The organism is Flavobacterium marginilacus (assembly GCF_026870155.1).
Lineage (GTDB): Bacteria > Bacteroidota > Bacteroidia > Flavobacteriales > Flavobacteriaceae > Flavobacterium > Flavobacterium marginilacus.
Window position 1 is genome coordinate 2,404,022 of the sequence record NZ_CP113975.1, and the last position, 18,225, is coordinate 2,422,246.

Annotated in this window: 17 protein-coding genes; 7 read left to right on the plus strand and 10 right to left on the minus strand. The window is 35.5% G+C overall.

What is annotated here, in order from left to right; all coding sequences use genetic code 11:
• Positions 1 to 840 precede the first annotated feature (840 nt).
• A complete protein-coding gene (gene mnmE / locus OZP07_RS10325; protein ID WP_281638295.1) occupies positions 841 to 2,253 on the minus strand; it encodes a tRNA uridine-5-carboxymethylaminomethyl(34) synthesis GTPase MnmE in 1,413 nt (470 codons plus the stop codon).
• 216 nt (positions 2,254 to 2,469) lie between these two features.
• On the opposite strand from mnmE, the gene OZP07_RS10330 reads away from it, so the two are divergent.
• The 3 genes from OZP07_RS10330 to OZP07_RS10340 all read left to right on the plus strand — a co-directional run bounded on the left by OZP07_RS10330 (position 2,470) and on the right by OZP07_RS10340 (position 6,294).
• Positions 2,470 to 3,297: a universal stress protein gene (locus OZP07_RS10330; RefSeq protein ID WP_281638296.1), complete on the plus strand. Its 828-nt coding sequence runs from the start codon at positions 2,470 to 2,472 to the stop codon at positions 3,295 to 3,297.
• 231 nt (positions 3,298 to 3,528) lie between these two features.
• Positions 3,529 to 4,368, plus strand: a complete 840-nt coding sequence (locus OZP07_RS10335) for a universal stress protein (protein ID WP_194643404.1) — start codon at positions 3,529 to 3,531, stop codon at positions 4,366 to 4,368.
• 153 nt (positions 4,369 to 4,521) lie between these two features.
• Positions 4,522 to 6,294: a MutS-related protein gene (locus OZP07_RS10340; RefSeq protein ID WP_281638297.1), complete on the plus strand. Its 1,773-nt coding sequence runs from the start codon at positions 4,522 to 4,524 to the stop codon at positions 6,292 to 6,294.
• Between the two features lie 218 nt (positions 6,295 to 6,512).
• Here OZP07_RS10340 and dnaN read toward each other — a convergent pair whose 3' ends face one another.
• From dnaN to OZP07_RS10365, 5 genes are all read right to left on the minus strand, one after another.
• Entirely contained in the window at positions 6,513 to 7,631 is a 1,119-nt protein-coding gene (gene dnaN / locus OZP07_RS10345; protein WP_194643408.1) for a DNA polymerase III subunit beta, read from the minus strand.
• Between the two features lie 107 nt (positions 7,632 to 7,738).
• Complete coding sequence (gene gldG, locus OZP07_RS10350) at positions 7,739 to 9,424, minus strand: gliding motility-associated ABC transporter substrate-binding protein GldG (RefSeq protein ID WP_281638298.1); 1,686 nt, start codon at positions 9,422 to 9,424, stop codon at positions 7,739 to 7,741.
• The gene (gene gldF / locus OZP07_RS10355; protein WP_194643412.1) at positions 9,424 to 10,149 is read right to left on the minus strand and encodes a gliding motility-associated ABC transporter permease subunit GldF; all 726 of its coding nucleotides are present in this window, start codon (positions 10,147 to 10,149) and stop codon (positions 9,424 to 9,426) included. Before gldF ends, gldG begins: the two co-directional genes overlap by 1 nt.
• A gap of 120 nt (positions 10,150 to 10,269) precedes the next feature.
• Complete coding sequence (locus tag OZP07_RS10360; protein ID WP_281638299.1) at positions 10,270 to 10,566, minus strand: putative quinol monooxygenase; 297 nt, start codon at positions 10,564 to 10,566, stop codon at positions 10,270 to 10,272.
• 180 nt (positions 10,567 to 10,746) lie between these two features.
• Complete coding sequence (locus tag OZP07_RS10365) at positions 10,747 to 11,577, minus strand: SAM hydrolase/SAM-dependent halogenase family protein (protein ID WP_281638300.1); 831 nt, start codon at positions 11,575 to 11,577, stop codon at positions 10,747 to 10,749.
• Between the two features lie 127 nt (positions 11,578 to 11,704).
• Here OZP07_RS10365 and OZP07_RS10370 point away from each other — a divergent pair, with 127 nt between their 5' ends.
• The 4 genes from OZP07_RS10370 to OZP07_RS10385 all read left to right on the plus strand — a co-directional run bounded on the left by OZP07_RS10370 (position 11,705) and on the right by OZP07_RS10385 (position 15,153).
• Entirely contained in the window at positions 11,705 to 11,962 is a 258-nt protein-coding gene (locus OZP07_RS10370; RefSeq protein ID WP_194643418.1) for a hypothetical protein, read from the plus strand.
• A 145-nt stretch (positions 11,963 to 12,107) separates the two neighbouring features.
• Positions 12,108 to 13,061: a PhoH family protein gene (locus tag OZP07_RS10375; RefSeq protein WP_281638301.1), complete on the plus strand. Its 954-nt coding sequence runs from the start codon at positions 12,108 to 12,110 to the stop codon at positions 13,059 to 13,061.
• A 200-nt stretch (positions 13,062 to 13,261) separates the two neighbouring features.
• Positions 13,262 to 14,101, plus strand: a complete 840-nt coding sequence (locus OZP07_RS10380; protein WP_281638302.1) for a Cof-type HAD-IIB family hydrolase — start codon at positions 13,262 to 13,264, stop codon at positions 14,099 to 14,101.
• 98 nt (positions 14,102 to 14,199) lie between these two features.
• Positions 14,200 to 15,153, plus strand: coding sequence for a phosphoribosylaminoimidazolesuccinocarboxamide synthase (locus OZP07_RS10385; protein ID WP_281638303.1), 954 nt, complete (start codon positions 14,200 to 14,202; stop codon positions 15,151 to 15,153).
• Between the two features lie 350 nt (positions 15,154 to 15,503).
• Here the strand turns inward: OZP07_RS10385 and OZP07_RS10390 are convergent, their stop codons facing one another.
• From OZP07_RS10390 to tsaE, 4 genes are all read right to left on the minus strand, one after another.
• Complete coding sequence (locus OZP07_RS10390; protein ID WP_281638304.1) at positions 15,504 to 15,878, minus strand: DUF4258 domain-containing protein; 375 nt, start codon at positions 15,876 to 15,878, stop codon at positions 15,504 to 15,506.
• 124 nt (positions 15,879 to 16,002) lie between these two features.
• Complete coding sequence (locus OZP07_RS10395; RefSeq protein WP_281638469.1) at positions 16,003 to 17,196, minus strand: alanine dehydrogenase; 1,194 nt, start codon at positions 17,194 to 17,196, stop codon at positions 16,003 to 16,005.
• Positions 17,197 to 17,285: 89 nt separating this feature from the next.
• A complete protein-coding gene (locus OZP07_RS10400; protein WP_281638305.1) occupies positions 17,286 to 17,762 on the minus strand; it encodes a GNAT family N-acetyltransferase in 477 nt (158 codons plus the stop codon).
• Between the two features lie 8 nt (positions 17,763 to 17,770).
• Positions 17,771 to 18,178 (minus strand): tRNA (adenosine(37)-N6)-threonylcarbamoyltransferase complex ATPase subunit type 1 TsaE, encoded by a 408-nt coding sequence (tsaE, locus tag OZP07_RS10405; RefSeq protein WP_194643429.1) that lies wholly within the window; start codon positions 18,176 to 18,178, stop codon positions 17,771 to 17,773.
• Between the last annotated feature and the right edge of the window lie 47 nt (positions 18,179 to 18,225).

The following is an 18,225-nucleotide window of genomic DNA, read 5'->3' on the forward strand; positions in this document are numbered from 1 at the left end:
AAAAGTGAAATCAAATTTTACAGCTTTTTACAGTTTCGAATATTTTGTGTAATTAAATAGCGATTTTAATTCGTGCAAATTAGTGTAATTCGTGTCAGAAACTTTTAAAAGCGAATGCCGTGCATAAACAGGCTCTAATATGTGGCTATTTTATTTTTCTCAATTCAATCTGATAAAAAGAAAAAATAACCTGTATAGTTATTTTAGGAAAGGACAAAATAATTTTAGGACGAACATACTCCTGGGTAAAGCCCACCCAAAGGCATGGATAGTGCATTAAGAATGCATAAAGAAAGAAAAAGTAGTTTAGCAATAAATTTTGGTAAACAGTATTATTGAGTAGTAGACCACGGCATTCGCATTTAAAAAAAGATAAACATGAATTTCACCAATTAACACTAATTCTTATCAAAAGTGAAATCAAATTTTACAGCTTTTTACAGTTTCGAATATTTTGTGTAATTAAATAGCAATCTTAATTCGTGCAGATTAGTGTAATTCGTGTCAGAAATTTTTAAAAGCGAATGCCGTACAATTAACACTAATTCTTATCAAAATTGAAATCAAATTTTACAGCTTTTTACAGTTTCGAATATTTTGTGTAATTAAACAGCAATCTTAGTTCGTGCAGATTAGTGTAATTCGTGTAAGAAACTTTTAAAAGCGAATGCCGTGGTAGTAGACGGCTTTTATAACTCAGGAGTTTCTTAGCAGGCTGATTCGATCTGTTTGGTATTAGTTAACGACAGTCATATAAAACGATATGAGCAGAAAGATAAATCCTGTTTTATAGTATTTTAAATGGGATTCTTTGTTTTATTTTGTGATGTTTTGTGAAACCTATTTCCCGATACAGAAATTAGCAAAAATATTCCCCAGTAATTCATCATTAGTAACCTGACCCGTAATCATCCCAAATTGGTACAGCGCTTCTTTAATGTCAAGGGCCATAAGGTCACTGGAAAGATTACTTTCCAGCCCGAATTTCACTTTCTGAATTTCGTCAAGGGCTTTTAGCAGCGAATCATAATGGCGTGTATTAGTGACAATTGTTTCGTTATTGCGAAGTGCTCCGGTGTTAACAAAAGAAAGCAGTTCATTCTTTAAGTCATCAACGCCAATTCGTTCTTTAGCAGAAATGTAAATGGTTTTCGGCTGCTGGTTATTGGTTGCTAGTTTTGCTTCGATTACTTCTGTCATTTCTTTAGAAAGTAAGTCTTTTTTATTAATGATAACCAAAATAGGCTTTTGCGGATACAGATTTTGTGTTTTGTTGATTTCAATAAGTAAGTTATCCAGTTTTTCATTAACTGACAGCTGACGGCCATCAGCTAAATACAAAACAACCTGCGCCTGATCAATTTTCTCAAAAGTTTTTTTGATTCCGATGCTTTCCACCACATCGGCGGTTTCACGTATTCCGGCGGTATCTATAAATCGAAAGCCGATGCCGCCAATCACCAATTCGTCCTCGATAGTATCGCGTGTAGTCCCTGCAATTTCCGAAACAATAGCGCGTTCTTCATTTAATAAAGCATTCAGCAGTGTAGATTTCCCCACATTGGGTTCGCCTACAATAGCAACAGGAATGCCGTTTTTGATAACGTTACCAACGGCAAACGAATCAATCAAACGCTTAAGTACAAATTCTATTCGGTTCAATAATTCATGAAATTGCGCTCTGTCGGCAAATTCAACATCTTCTTCGGCAAAGTCCAATTCCAGTTCGATTAAAGAAGCAAAATTTAATAATTCTTCGCGCAGTTTAGCAATTTCATTAGAAAAACCACCGCGCATTTGCTGCATCGCAATCTGATGTGAAGCTTCATTATCTGACGAAATTAAATCCGCTACAGCTTCAGCTTGAGATAAATCTAATTTCCCATTCAAAAATGCTCTTAATGTAAATTCACCCGCATCGGCCATTCGGCAGCCTTTTCGAAGCAGCAGCTGAATAATTTGCTGCTGAATATAAGTTGAACCATGACACGAAATTTCAATGGTATTTTCGCCCGTATAAGAGTTAGGTCCTTTGAATACAGACACTAAAACTTCGTCCAGTGTTTTTTGTCCGTCAATAATATGTCCCAAATGAAGTGTGTGGGATTTTTGCTGTGTCAGATCTTTGTTTTTTATGGATCTAAAAACCGAATGGCCTATAGCTATGGCATTTTCGCCCGAAATACGGATTATGGCAATGGCACCAGCTCCTGAAGGAGTGGCTAAGGCAACTATAGAATCGTTTTGGATCATAACAAAAAATTTATGCAAAAGTAAACAAATTAGTGATTAGCCGGAGGCATTGAAAATTTAAAAGTCAAACAACAAATGACAAACCCTAAACCACAAACAACAAACATATCCCAGCCTTTAAATTATGTAAATCAAATTGATAATTATCATACTTTATCTGTATGAAATTTTGTAAATTTATAAGAGTTATTGGTAATCAGTAAATTATCTGTAAAAATGAAAAAAATATTGTTCCCAACAGATTTTTCAGAAGCTTCAAAAAATGCTTTTATATATGCGCTAAAGCTCGCCGATGCTATAGATGCCGAGATTATTACGCTTCATGTTTACGAATTGAATTCACCGGCTTATCTGGACGTTTCTGTCTATCTGCATGAAATCTATCAGTATGAGGAATTGAGCGATTTCGAAAATTACAAAGACGAAGTGCCTGTACTGCGGAACATTGCCCAAACCCATGATTTGGAACACATCAAAATAAGCAATGTCCTTATTCAGGGCTATCTGGTGGACGAAGTCGCGAAGATTTCCAAAGAAGAGCAAATAGACTTTATCGTTATGGGAACTAAGGGAGTTACCCACTTGCGTGAAGTCTTTTTGGGTACAGTGGCCACCCGGATAATGAACGAATGCAGTACAGCCGTTTTGGTCATTCCTGAGAAATGCACTTATACCCCGATAACCAAAATTTTATTCAATACAAGGTATCTTCTGGACGATATTGAGCCTCTGAAAAAAGTAGCGGCGCTGGCCAATGTATTTCAGGCACACATCGACTGTCTCAGCATTAAAACGCCGCATACCGTTCAGGACAATGATTTTGAGGCCGATTTCAAGAATATTTTCAGAGATGCAGACATTAGTTTTCATTCTGTTATAGAGAATGATATCGAAGGAGCAATTTTCAAGTATATCGATCAAAATGCTATAAATATGGCAGCAATCCATGTACGGCATAGAGGATTTTTTGAAAAGCTTTTTCAGGTAAGCCTGTCTGGAAAGCTGGCCTTTCATATCAATATTCCGTTCTTATCCATTCATTAAAAGTACTGAATCATGATTATTTGGGCGTGACCCAGCTGAGCAAAGGGGCTAAAGTATAGCAGCGTTTATTCGCCCCTTTCCTCAGCAGCGTCGGGCTTTCCGCGTTGCTTTGGCAGCCAGCTTCTATCACTCACGCAGCGCCTGAAAACGACAATTTTAGCATAATAACAGCCAGTCATAGATATAACAGAATTGTTCCTAAAAAAAAAGTAAACTATAATTCATAAACAAATGAAAAAGATTTTATTGCCCACCGATTTTTCAGAAGTTGCCAATAATGCTTTTATTCACGCATTGGAATTTGCAAAAATTGTAAATGGTGAACTCCTGCTTTTGCACACTTTTGAACTGCCAATAGTTGACAGTCAGTTTGTGCCTGAGAATTATTATACAGTATTTGATTCTCTGCAGTTGGCACAATTTGATATGTTCAAGAATGAAATTCCCAAACTTCGGGAACTGGCCAAGAAAAATGGCTTAGAAAATATAAAACTAAGCCATAGACTTATGGACGGCGACTTGATTTATGCAATCAAAAAAGTTGTCAAAGAAGAAAAAGTCGATTTTGTGGTAATGGGTACTTCAGGTGCATCAGGCTGGGAATCATTTTTTGTAGGATCCAATACAGGCGCAGTGCTTACAACCGTTGATGTACCGGTCCTAAGCATACCAGTTGAAGCGCAATATGACAAAGTCAAAGCCATTGGTTTCACCACCCGATTTAGAGACAAAGACAAAGCGCCGCTGCGGCAAGTTCTCAAAATCGCCAAAAAAACCAATGCCGAAGTGAAATGTCTGTATGTCAAAACCAGCAAATCTGATGTTTTGGACACAACAATAAAGGAATGGGAAACCGAATTCTTAAATGAACCTATTACGTTTACAGTCGTAAACAGTGATTTGGTCAAAGAAACGATTATCGATTTTGTATCCCACAAAAACATCGATATCTTAGCCATGATCACCCATAAACGAAATTTCTTTTCTGAGCTGTTCAATCCAAGTCTGACCCAAAAAATGTCCAACACTTCTGTAGTGCCGGTATTGGCTCTGCACGAAGAGGAGCTGTAATCTTAGATTTCAGATTTAAGTTTTATTTTGATAGAGACTTCCATTAACATTTGAAAATTTAAAATCTGCCATTGTCATTGCTGTTGATATTTGAAATCTGCCATTGCCATTGAATTTCTGATTCCCTACATTTGTGTATCATTAAAACAAACAATGGAAATTTATAAAACCAATAGTCAAAGCCATTCAGAGGATTTAAAGGAAATTAACAGCAAGTACAACAGCATAAGTTTTTTTAGACTTATCAGTATTCTGCTTTTCTTAGGAAGCTTATTTTATTACATAAAAACCAGTGAAATAGTATTTGTCATGATGGCAGTTATACTATTCGCTGGTTTTATTATTTTGATGCGGATTCATTCAAAGCTGTCTTTTCAAAAAAAGATAAAAACAGCCCTGGTGGAAATTAACGAAAATGAAACCGCCTATTTGGAACGAAAAGCAATCCCTTTTGAAAATGGTGCCGAATTCAATGATTTTCATCATCCGTATGCCTATGATCTGGATATATTTGGAGCGCATTCTTTGTTCCAAAACCTTAACAGAACCGCAACTTATATCGGCAAGAAGACATTAGCGAGACAATTATTGACGCTTTTGCCAAACAGTGAAATACTCCTGAATCATAAAGCTGTTCAGGAGTTAAAAGAAAAATTAGAGTGGCGTCAGGAGTTTTTGGCTTTCGCCAAAGCAGGGAAGGACAGCCAGTCAGTTTACTCAGCATTACTGGAGTGGAGCCGATTTGAAAGTTCTTCTTTATCAAAAACGGATACGCTTTTATCTTTTCTGTTTCCAATAGGTTTTTTTAGTAATCTGCTGGGATATTTTTTCACTTCCAATCCAGTATTCTTGTCGTATCTGACTTTTTTCTTTGTATTAAACATGTCATTTTTAGGCCGGTTTTACAAAAGAATAACTATTGAAATTGCCAATGCTGAAAATATTGATGTCATAGTAAAACAGTACAGTTTACTGGTTCAAAAGATAGAAAATGAAAACTTTCAGTCCGAAAAATTAATTGCTTTACAGCAAAAATTATACTTCCAGAATCAGAAAGCAAGCGTGCACCTTAAGAAATTATCCGAATTATTTTCTAATATGGATACCATTGGGAATTTTGTAACGGCTTTATTGTTCAACGGAACATTTCTTTTCAATCTTCATGTGTTGAGATCGCTGATCGTTTGGAAAAAACAGCATGCAGCAGTCATTGAGGGATGGCTGGAAGTGATAGGGGAGTTCGAAATGCTGAACAGTCTGGCTAATTTTTCGTATAATAATCCCGATTTTGCATATCCAGTATTAAATAACGATCATAAAATTGATTTCACAAATTTGAGTCACCCTTTATTGAATCCAGCTACTAGGAAAGGTAACGATGTACAGTTTTATCCGCAGTCGTTTATGATTTTGACGGGTTCCAATATGTCTGGTAAAAGTACTTTCCTGCGCAGTTTGGGAATCAATATGCTCCTTGCGGGAATGGGTTCGCCAGTTTGCGCGAGTAGTGCGAACGTACATCCTTTGCCAGTTTTAGTTTCGATGCGATTGTCAGATTCGTTATCCGACAGCGAATCGTATTTCTTTGCCGAAATCAAACGCTTAAAGCAGATTATGGATGAACTGGAGTCGGGTCCTGCTTTTGTTCTTCTGGACGAAATCCTGCGTGGCACCAACTCCGATGATAAACGAAACGGAACCATTGAAGTAGTCAAAAAAGTAATTGCTAAAAAAGCAATCGGAGCCATCGCAACACACGACATAGAAGTCTGCTTGACCACAAATGAGTATCCTGATATTCTAACCAATAAATGCTTTGAAGTCGAAATTAGCAGCAATGAACTCCATTTTGATTATAAACTCCGTGAAGGCATCTGCCAAAACAAAAGCGCCACTTTTTTAATGCAGAAGATGGGGGTTATTTAGTTTTTCCTGCCGGTTTTTCAGTCGCAAAGTCATTGCGAGGAACGAAGCAGCCTCATCAGATTAGCACGTGAAGCCAATCTGGAATATGGATATGCGTTATGCGATTGCTTCGTGCTTCGCAATGACATGACTAAAAGCAAAAAACCAAAATTCTGGTTAGGAATTTTGGCTTTTCAAATATAAAAATGGTTTTGGTTAGTTTCGTATTTTAGAAGTAACTAGCTGTTTAGCATTACTGGCATTACAAGCATTGTTACGGTTTCGCCTTCTTCCAGTCCATCAATAGGAGTAAGGATTCCGGCTCTGTTTGGTAATGACATTTCAAGCATGATCATGTCTGATTGCAGGTTGTTCAGCATTTCGGTAAGGAAACGGGAGTTGAAACCTATCTGCATATCGTCACCTTGATAATCACAAGTTAATCTTTCTTCTGCTTTGTTGGAGTAGTCGATGTCTTCGGCAGAAATATTCAATTCGGCTCCAGCAACTTTCAAACGAATCTGGTGCGTTGTTTTATTAGAGAAAATAGCAACACGACGTACCGAACTCAAAAATTGGGAACGATCCATCATTAATCTGTTTGGGTTTTCTTTTGGGATAACCGCTTCATAATTCGGGTATTTTCCATCGATTAAACGACATAATAAAATGTAGTTGTCGAAAGAGAAAGTAGCATTCGAATCGTTGTATTCTATTTTTACTTCAGCATCCGATGTGCTTAGGATGCTTTTTAAAATGTTCAATGGTTTCTTTGGCATGATAAATTCAGCCACTTGCGATGCTTTTACATCAGAACGTGCGTATTTTACCAATTTATGAGCATCTGTTGCTACAAAAATCAAACCTTCTGGAGAAAATTGGAAAAATACTCCAGACATTACCGGACGCAAATCGTCATTTCCAGCTGCGAAGATGGTTTTGCTTACCGCTGTTGCCAAAACATCAGCAGGAACAAGCGTTACAGACGGATCTTCTAAGTTTACAGATTTCGGGAACTCTTCTCCCGGTGCATACGCCAAGGCATATTTTCCAGAGTTAGAACTGATTTCTATAGTACTGTTTTCTTCTACTGTGAAAGTTAACGGCTGTTCAGGAAAAGTTTTAAGGATTTCCAATAATAATTTTGCAGGTACTGCAACACTTCCTTTACTTTTGGAGTCGATCGACAATGTGGCGGACATGGTAGTTTCCAAATCGGATGCCGAAACAGTTAATTCGTTATTATTTAATTCAAATAAAAAGTTATCCAAAATTGGCAAAGTATTGTTACTGTTGATAACGCTACCTAAAACTTGTAATTGTTTTAATAAGTACGAACTCGATACTATAAATTTCATCTGTATTGTTTTGTTTTTAATGGTGTGCTTTTTCTGAATTAAAATTAAGAATAGGCTTTACAAATATATTGTAAACTATTCGAGTATTCCAAATTTTTTATTAACATCTATTTACTGTATTTTCTTTTTCTTAGGAACGTAAATCCGAGACCAAACAGAAGTAAAATTAAGATTGGAAGCCCGATAGTTAGGAACTGGGTAAAGGTATAGTTTTCATACACTTTTTCTTTGTCCAACAAAGGCAGGTCAACATCTTTGCTTCGAATGTTAATAAGTCCGGTGTCATCCAGCAGATAATTCACACAATTCATCATAAAATCTTTGTTGTCGTACAAATTACCAGATCGCTGGTCATAACCTAATTCTACAGGCTGTCCTGTTTTGTCTAATTGATTTTTTATAATGTCGCCGTCCGAAACCACAATCATTTTGCTTTCTTTTGCTTTGGTAACAAAAGATTTTTCTTCAAAAGGTAATACACGGTTTTCAAACATCGAATGAAAATTTCCTTCCAGTAAAACTGCCATAGGAATATTTCCTTTATTTAGGTAGTCAGAGGTTGAAGTCTGCTCAGAAACCATATTCAGACTGATTGGCACAGGAGTTCCTATCCTTTTTGAATAAGCAGACGACTGCAGTAAAACAGTTTTCTTAATACCGTTTTTTAAAGTATCCATCGCATTAGCAAAATCAAATTTGATGCCCCCCAGATTCTTTACAATCGGGTGCTTGCTTGCAGGATATACCTGAGGAGCAAATTTCCAGATGAAATCCTGATATTGCGTTGCGCTTCCCTGCTCTCCGGACGCCAGTTTTATCGGGCTTCCCTGTTCATCTTTTACCAAATCTGGATTGATGCGCACGCCGTATTTGAAAAACATATCATTAAGATTCAGATCTTTTGGGAATGCTAATGTTGCTCCAGTTGGATTGTACAAGCTGTCCATTTCGGCATTAACTTGTTCTACGAGCCAAAGGGTTTTTCCTCCGTGAATAATAAATTGATCCAAAACCAATTTTTCTTCATCGGTAAAAGCTTCCGTTGGTTTGGCAATGACAGCCAGATCATAATTTTGCAGTGATTTTAGTGTTCCTTCCGGATTTTTGGCAACTGAATCCAAAGTAAACGGACCAATGAAATAGCTTTCGCGTACCTGCATCAGGAATTTGGCAATATGACGTTCCTGAAGTTCACCGTTTCCTTTGATGATAGCGACTTTCTTTTGTTTGTCTTTCGAGATTTTATTGATTCCGTCCGAAATAGAATATTCAAGATGCTGTACAGATCCAATCACTTTTTGAGTAGTAGTGGCTCCCATAATGTTTTTCAGCAATGGAATATTGACTTCCTTATTATTATAAACGGCAATTGCCCATGGAAAAACCATTGACTGGGATTGTTTTCCTTTGTCGTCTACAGTGATATTTATTGGTGTCAATCCTTTTCGATACAGCTCCTTAATTTTATCCATGCTCTCGTCTTTGTTCTCCAATGGATCTACAAATTCGACAATAATGTTAGAATTATAGGCCTGAAATTCTTCCAAAAGCTGTTTGGATTCCAGCTGTAACCGTTTGAATTCAGCTGGTAATTCACCTTGCAGATATACTTTTATAGACAAAGGAGCTTTTACATCTTTGATGATCTTTAAAGTGGTTGGTGACAGCGTATATCTATGATCCTGCGTTAAATCAAAACGATGAAAAAAGAAATTACTTATAATGTTTAATATGAATACTGCCGCAATAGTGATCAATAATGCTTTGGCATTTTTTATATTGAAAGCTTTCATTAGGATTTAATAGATTTTAAATTAAACACTGTGAACGAAAGGTATAAAACGGCAATACTAATGAAATAAATTACATCTCGAGTATCTATAACGCCCCGGCTCATACTTTTGTAATGATCCTGCATTCCGAAATAAGATATAAATGAAGAGAAATCTGGAAAAACAGAAGCTAAGCTTTGAAAACCAAAATAGAACAAGAAACACATAAAAACGGCTATTATAAAGGATACAATTTGGTTTTCTGATATTGAGGAAGTAAAAATTCCGATTGCGGAATAAGCACCAATTAAAAACAGCAGACCAAAATAAGAACCCAAAGTGCTTCCCATGTCAATATTTCCTTCGGGCGACCCCAAATTATAAATTACTTCAACATAGATAAAAGTTGGGATGATAGCCATTATTATCAGCAAAAATGCTCCCAAGAATTTTCCGTTTACAATTTCCCAAACGCTGATAGGTTTTGTGAGCAGTAATTCTAATGTACCCTGCTTTTTTTCATCCGAAAAACTGCGCATGGTTACTGCTGGAATCAGGAAAATTAAAATCCAGGGTGCCAAAGTAAAAAAAGGAGTTAAATCGGCAAAACCGCTGTTCAGGATGTTATAATCACTTTCAAAGACCCAAAGGAATAAGCCGTTTCCAATTAAGAACAAGGCGATTACTAAATACCCGATTGGTGAACCAAAGAAGGATTTTATTTCGCGAAATACGATTGACTTCATTTTTTATGTTAATTCGTTTATTGTTTAATCGTTTATTTGCCACAAAGAGGCGCAAATATACTAAGTTTTTTAATCTGAAATCTGCAGTCTGGAAACAGAAATCTAAAATCTGCTGACTGGTTACGGCAGGCTTACTAATTTATCGGCACTCCAAGCCTCAGGTTTTGCATTGAATAATTTTTTCGTAAATGTCCAAACTTTATTGAAAAGCTCTGAATTTCGATAGTTTTCCAAATCAGTTTCTGTTTCCCAATAACTATAGGTAAAGAAAATGCTTTTGTTTTCTTTGTCCTGATACAGTTCGAGGAAACGGTTTCCAGGAGCATTTCGAATCTGGTCTTTCATTAATTCAAAGTTTTCCAAAAAGGCAGGAATATTTTCCTCGTGAAAACTCAGTTTTACAATTCGTACAAACATTTGATTTTTGATTTTAGATCGCTGATTAACGATTTATGATTTAATAACTGCCTGATATATTACTCGTTTTTTTGCTTGTAAATGCAGTTTTTTTTGTATTCTTTTTTCATTTTCAAATGATATTTTTAATCTTCTTTCAAAAATCTATATTCTATACTCTTTTCTCTAAAATCTTAAAACTCAATTTTTAAACTGTATCGAAACCACATCCCTGTAATTAAGGCCTAATAATGTACTCGCAGATCCCACTGTCAGCGGATTGCTTCTGAAAATGGCAATTTCGAGAAAACCGGCTTCGTTAAAAATGGCTAATTTTTGACCTTCATAATACTTTACAGGATATTTATCCGAATTTGCAATCGCTGAATAATACGGCAAAATGTTTTTGATGGTTTGGTTCCTGAAGGCAATTTCATAAGCTCTTCCTTTGGAACATTCTAAAAACTGTTTTTTAGAAATATTGGTCACCACATTGCCAAAATGATCTATATAAATTACGTTTCCTTTTAGCTGGTTTCCATCTTCGGAGAGAATCACCTGCAAATCGGTTACTTGTTTTAGACTAGTGATTTCTTTGCCAATTGCACTTAGAGCTCCGCCTTTGGCAATATGGCAGGCTGTTTTTACAAAAACATCAAGATCGGTTGCTTCATTATGCAGACGGTCATGAACGGTAATGGCGGCAATTTTCTGCGGAATGATCTTTTGCGAAAGCATGCTTAAGATTCCATTATCGGATGCAATAAAGAAATGATCGTTCCACTGCATAACAATATGCTGATTTTCATTGTTGGCTTCTGAATCGACTCCAATAATATGAACAGTGCCTTTTGGAAAACTGTCATAAGAGGCCGAGATAACATAACTGGCTTCAACTGTGTTGAATGGATCGATGTAATGAGAAATGTCAATAATTACGGCGTCAGAATACTCAGATAATATCTTCCCTTTCAGCGCACCGACAAAGTGGTCTTTTAAGCCGTAATCAGTGGTAAGGGTAATTATTGACATAAAATTGTTTATAACTATTGAGTTTTGAAGCGACCGAAACTTATTTTTTCTTAAATTTGAAAAATGCAAAGCTAAAGTATTTTATACTTTATTTAAACACAATTTTATTTGAATTAAAACAAAATCTATGTCAAAGTTTATTTTTATTTTATTTCTTTTATTTACTACAATTAATTCATTTGGTCAAGAAAATATTTCGGATAAAAAAACGGCTGAGTCAGATAATTTAGACAAAAAAATTAAAGTTAAAAAAGACAAAAAGCAAGTATTTAATGAGACTGATATTGAATTGCTTCTTAATAATAATCTTTGTGAAATTTTATCAATTAAGCCTTCTGATCTATTGAATGAAGAAATGTTGAAAAAATTAAAAGCTAACGTATAATTAGAACTGGAATTACCCAAATTCCAGAAAAAGATGTTTTTTAGTGTTATTTACCGATTTAGAAATTAAAAACTGTAATAGAAGTGTTACAGCGTAAATATTGAAATTGATTTAACTCAATTATTTAACTTAAAAACTTCTTATTTTGAACGAAAGAATCATCGAGCTAATCGACATTGCTCCAAAAGATTTTTGGGGTACTCAAGACTCACACCTAGAGTCAATTAAGAAATTTTATCCAAAATTGAAAATTGTCGCAAGAGGCACTACTCTTAAAGCATTTGGAGACAAAGATGTTTTAGACGAATTTGAAAAGCGGTTTCAGCGCCTTATGCTGCATTTTACACGATACAATACCATAGATGATAATGTAATAGAAAGAGTTATTCAAAGTGACGATCAGGATGACAGAAAAGCTCTGGGACATGACAAAATTTTGGTTCATGGCGTAGGTGGAAAAATCATTAAACCGATGACTCCCAATCAGCAGCTGCTGGTGGATACCATGGAAAAAAATGATATGGTTTTTGCCGTTGGTCCTGCTGGTACCGGAAAGACCTATACAGGTGTTGCCATGGCTGTAAAAGCATTAAAGGAAAAACAGGTCAAGCGTATTATTCTGACCAGACCTGCTGTAGAAGCTGGAGAAAATCTAGGATTTCTTCCTGGTGATATGAAAGAAAAACTGGACCCTTACATGCAGCCTTTGTATGATGCACTGCGGGATATGCTTCCCAACGAAAAATTAGAAGATTATATTTTAAAGGGAATTATTCAAATTGCACCTTTGGCTTTCATGCGCGGACGAACTCTGGATCATGCTTTTGTAATTCTGGATGAAGCACAAAATACAACACATTCGCAGATGAAAATGTTTTTGACGCGTATGGGTAAAAATGCTAAGTTTATGATTACCGGTGACCCTGGGCAGGTAGATTTACCGCGTAGAACAATTTCCGGACTCAAGGAAGCTTTACTAGTTTTAAAAGATATTGACGGTATTGGTATTATTTACCTTGATGATAAGGATATTGTACGTCATCGATTGGTTAAAAAAGTAATTGATGCTTATAAACAAATCGAAAATAATGATTATTAAAATTAAAACAAGATAATTAAAAGTTAAAGGAGAAGCTCACAATTGAATTTCTCCTTTTCTATATACGAAAGAATGTATCTTGTTTTTAAAGTTAACAGATGTATATAATTAAGTTAAATGAATTTTATATAAAACTAACTTTTTTGGTATGTTATTGAAAAGCAATAATTTTGCAGCGGTTAAAATGAAATTGAATTAAAATGCCAAAACAAAAAATTAAAGTAGTAATAAGTGATTTAGACGGAACATTACTCAACTCAGATCACACAATATCAGCGTATACTAAATCTGTTTTTCAAGAACTGCACAAGCAGAATTATTTAATTATTGTTGCCACTGGGCGCCATCATATTGATGCGATGGCAATCATCGACAGTTTGGATTTTCCAGTTTATTTAGTAACATCAAACGGAGCCAGAATTCATTCGCCTCAAAAAGAATTATTGTATTCTCTTGATATGAATGGGGATTCGGTAAAATCAGTTTTAGCACTGGACATTGATCCCGAAATTACAACAGTTCTGTTTAGGGAAACTGTCTGGCAGACTTCTAAAACGAATAAAAAATTAAATGCTTTTCAAAAAGATTTAGCATATCCTCCTCAAGTGGTTAATTTTGCTGAGCTGGAAGATTTTAATGCAATAAAAATTTTTTTCACGCACGAAGATCATCAAAAATTAGTAGATTTAAAAGAGAAAATTCTTGAAACCCATTCAGATGAATTTAATCATGCTTTCAGTCTGCCTATCTGTTTGGAATTTATGGATAAATCAGTAGACAAAAGTGCTGCCATTAACAGGATTCTGGAGAAAGAAGGCTATACTTTTGCAGAGGCTGTTTCTTTTGGGGATGGTTTTAATGATGAAAAAATGTTAGACGCGGCGGGAATCGGTTTAATTATGGGGAATGCACCGCAGAATTTAAAAAATAAATTACCGCATTTAAAAGTGATTTCTACCAATAATGAAGACGGAGTGGCCAGATATTTGTCTTTAAATTTAGAAAATATTGGTACCAAGTTTAAAGAAATAAATGCATAGAATTTATTTTTGATCTATAAATAGAACTTTTGGTTTTCCTTGCGTTCTCTATTAATTAGTTTTAAATTTGCATACTAAAAAATAACAACACACTACTAATGAGCAATACAATTACCACTACCGATTTTAATTTTCCGAATCAGAAATCAGTTTACCGCGGAAAAGTAAGAGAAGTTTATAATATCAATGACGATTTACTAGTAATGATAGCTACTGACAGGCTTTCTGCATTTGATGTTGTTCTGCCAAAAGGAATTCCTTACAAAGGCCAGATTCTAAATCAGATTGCTACCAAATTCATGGAATTGACTCAGGATATTGTACCAAACTGGTTAATTGCAACGCCGGATCCAAGTGTAGCTGTTGGTCATCTATGTGAGCCTTTCAAAGTAGAAATGGTGATTCGCGGTTATGTTTCAGGTCATGCAGCACGTGAATATGCAGCAGGAAGAAGACAAATCTGCGGTGTAACAATGGCAGAAGGACTGAAAGAAAATGATAAATTTCCAGAACCGATTATAACTCCGACTACTAAAGCAGATAATGGTTCTCATGATGAAGATATTTCACGTGAAGATATTTTGGCTAAAGGAATCGTTACGGAAGAAGATTATTTAGTTTTAGAAAAATATACCCGTGCTTTGTTTCAAAGAGGGACTGAAATCGCTGCAAGCCGTGGTTTGATTTTGGTTGATACCAAATATGAATTTGGAAAAACTAAAGACGGTGTGATTGTATTGATTGACGAAATTCATACTCCGGATTCTTCCCGTTATTTTTATTCTGAAGGATATGAGGAAAGACAGAAAAATGGTGAGGAACAAAAACAATTGTCCAAAGAGTTTGTGAGACGCTGGTTAATTCAAAATGGATTTCAAGGACAGGACGGGCAGCAGATTCCTGATATGACTGATGAGTATATCGAAACCGTTTCAGATAGATACATTGAATTGTATGAAAATATTATCGGTGAAAAATTTGTAAAAGCTGATATTTCAAGCATTAATGAAAGAATTGAGAAAAATGTTTTGGCTTATTTAGCACAAAGATAAAATTACATCAAATCGTAATATTGCGTTATTATAGAAAAACCATAATTCATCTAATTGAATTATGGTTTTTTTAGAGTCAATAATATTGTTCTTTTTTTTCTCAAAAAAAACTAAACCACTATGGACTGAAAGTCATAGATTTGGTTAGGCAGACTGAAAGTCTGCAAGGTTGGATTGCGAAAATTGATAAAATTTTGCCACAGATTCATAGATAAAAAATGATTTTAAAATCTGTGAATCTGTGGCAAATTTTTTTTAGAAGCTAAAGCGAGATGCACTGAAAGTGCATAGTTTTAAACTCTATTTGAGACCAATAAAAAAACTCTTCGTGGGAGAAGAGTTTAGTGATCTTATTTTTTAGTGATGTCTTCGAGAACCGCTTTGTTTTCGTAATTAATCACTTTGATTATAATCTGCTGATTTTTTCTTGTTCTGCCTTCTATGACGTAGAGTTTTCCTTTTTTGAATGGAATATTGCTTTTGTCAAAATCAACGTCTCCAAGTTTTAATGTGTTTTTGATATCGGTGGTGTCAATCCATTTTTGAGATAAAATGAGTGAGGCTTTATCAGAATAGTGAAAAGGTTTGTTTCTCAGATCATTTAAAACCCTGGAGTTTGGGAAATAATTGCAGCGGGTATCTTTTCCGCTGAAAATTGCAGCGACCACAAATAATCCCATAATTAACCCCACTAAATAGTATGCAAAACGATGTATGAAATTCATATATAATATTTATTGTTTTTTATTGGTCATATGAAATTTGCATAGTTACTTTTGGCATTAACAGCCTATTGAAGCTTATGCTCATCTTATATTTTAATTTCCGCAAAGGTATGGGAAAGTTTGTTTAAAAAACAATTAAATTAATGTCGTTATCCGGTAAATCAAACCAGTCGCCAATTGCTTTGTTGGTGAGAATTCCGTGATATAAGTAAACACCGTTTTTTAACCCTGAATTACATCGGATGGCGCTTTCGATACCACCGTCATCGGCAATCTGTAAAAGATAAGGTGTTATGATATTGCTTATGGAAAGCGATGCCGTTTTAGAATAACGGGAAGGAATATTAGGCACGCAATAATGCAATACATTGTGTTTTATATATGTTGGTTTTTCGTGAGTGGTCACTTCAGATGTTTCAAAACAGCCTCCAGTGTCGATGCTGATATCAACAATTACGGCACCTTTTTTCATGTGCTCGACCATTGTTTCTGTTACTACTACAGGACAGCGTTCCAATCCGCGCATGGCACCGATCGCAACATCGCAGCGTCTGAGTGCTTTAAGTAATGATTTCTGCTGAATTGTAGATGTAAAAATGCGCTGATGCAGGTTGCTCTGTAATCGGCGCAGTTTGGTTATCGAATTGTCAAAAACTTTTACGCTGGCTCCAAGTCCGATGGCGGTTTTGGCAGCAAATTCTCCGGCGGTACCAGCTCCGATTATTACAACCTCTGTAGGTGCAACACCAGTAATGTTGCCAAATAGTAAGCCTTTTCCAAACTCATCTGTAGTCATTAATTCCGCAGCAATCAGTATGGATGCGGTTCCTGCTATTTCGCTTAATGATTTTACGGCAGGGTAGGAGCTTTCGCCGTCTTTTAGATATTCAAAAGCAAGGGCTGTTATTTTTTTTCGGGATAAAGCTTCGAAGTATGATTTTTTTCTGGTTTTTAATTGAATGGCAGATAAAATAATTGTTTTAGGCTGTATCATTTCAATTTCAGCAATTGTTGGCGGTTCCACTTTTAAAATCATCGGACAGCTAAAAACTTTTTTAGTATCCTGTGTTATTTCCGCACCAGCTTCACTGTATTCTTTGTCACTATAGCTGGAACTTACTCCGGCTCCGGATTCTATCATTACTCTATGTCCTTGATAGGTAAGGGAGTTCACAGCATCAGGTGTAAGGCAGATGCGTCTTTCTTGGTAACTATTCTCTTTAGGAATTCCGATAAAAAGCTGGCCTTTGTGTTTAGCTATTTCCAGTTTTTCTTCCTGAGGCAGTAATTGTTCTTTTGTAAATGGACTTAGAGACATTGATTTCATGTAATTAGTGGTACAATTTACAAAAAAGATTCAAAGTATGATATTTGGAACGCCTAATTAAATACACAAGCGGTATGAATTTAGAATAAATTTCTTTCCATTTTGATGTCAGCCCTTTCGTATATACCTTCTTCCAATGGAATTTCCATGAAATCAAAACTTTCATATAAAGTGAGTGCCGGCAGTAATTTTCGATTGGAATACAGGATTAATTTCTGGATTCCATTTTCTTTTGCTTTATTGAGGCAATGTTCCATCAGCTTTTTACCAATGCCTAATCCTTGATTTCCATCAGAAACAGCCATTTTAGTAAGTTCAAATACTGCGGAATCAATTTTCAGCAAAGAAACTGTGCCGACAATTTTGTTATTGTACCGAGCATAGAAAATCATTCCGCCTTTGTCTATTATTTCGGTTTGAGGATTGGATAAAACTTTTTCATCTTTTGGCTCCACTTTGAAGTATTTGTGAAGCCATTCCAGATTTAAGATTTTGATATGTTCTTTTAATTCGGCTGAAAAAGGAATGATCTCGACTTTATTGGCATCTGATACCATAATTTTTTCTAGTTTAATTCTAATAAACGTTCTCCTGTTGGCAGTAATTCTATATTTATTACAGTATGTTCCTTTGGAATCAAATTAGCAATTTTTTCAGACCATTCGATAAAACACCAGTTTCCTGAGTACAGATAATCATCTACGCCCATATCCAAAGCTTCGGTTTCTTTGTTCAATCGGTAAAAATCAAAATGATATACGGTTTGGTTATTGCTGGTCTGGTATTCATTTACTAATGAAAAAGTGGGGCTGCTGGTCGCGTCCTGAACACCCAGTGTTTTGCATAGCTGTTTGATTAAAGTGGTTTTTCCAACCCCCATTTCTCCATTAAAAAGGATTACTTTATTTGGATTTTGGTCTAAAATCTGCTGTGCGGTTTCTGGAAGCTGTTCAATTGAAAATATGATGGTCATTTTTTATTAATTGTGATTTTTTAGACCTAACAGGTTTTTAAAACCTG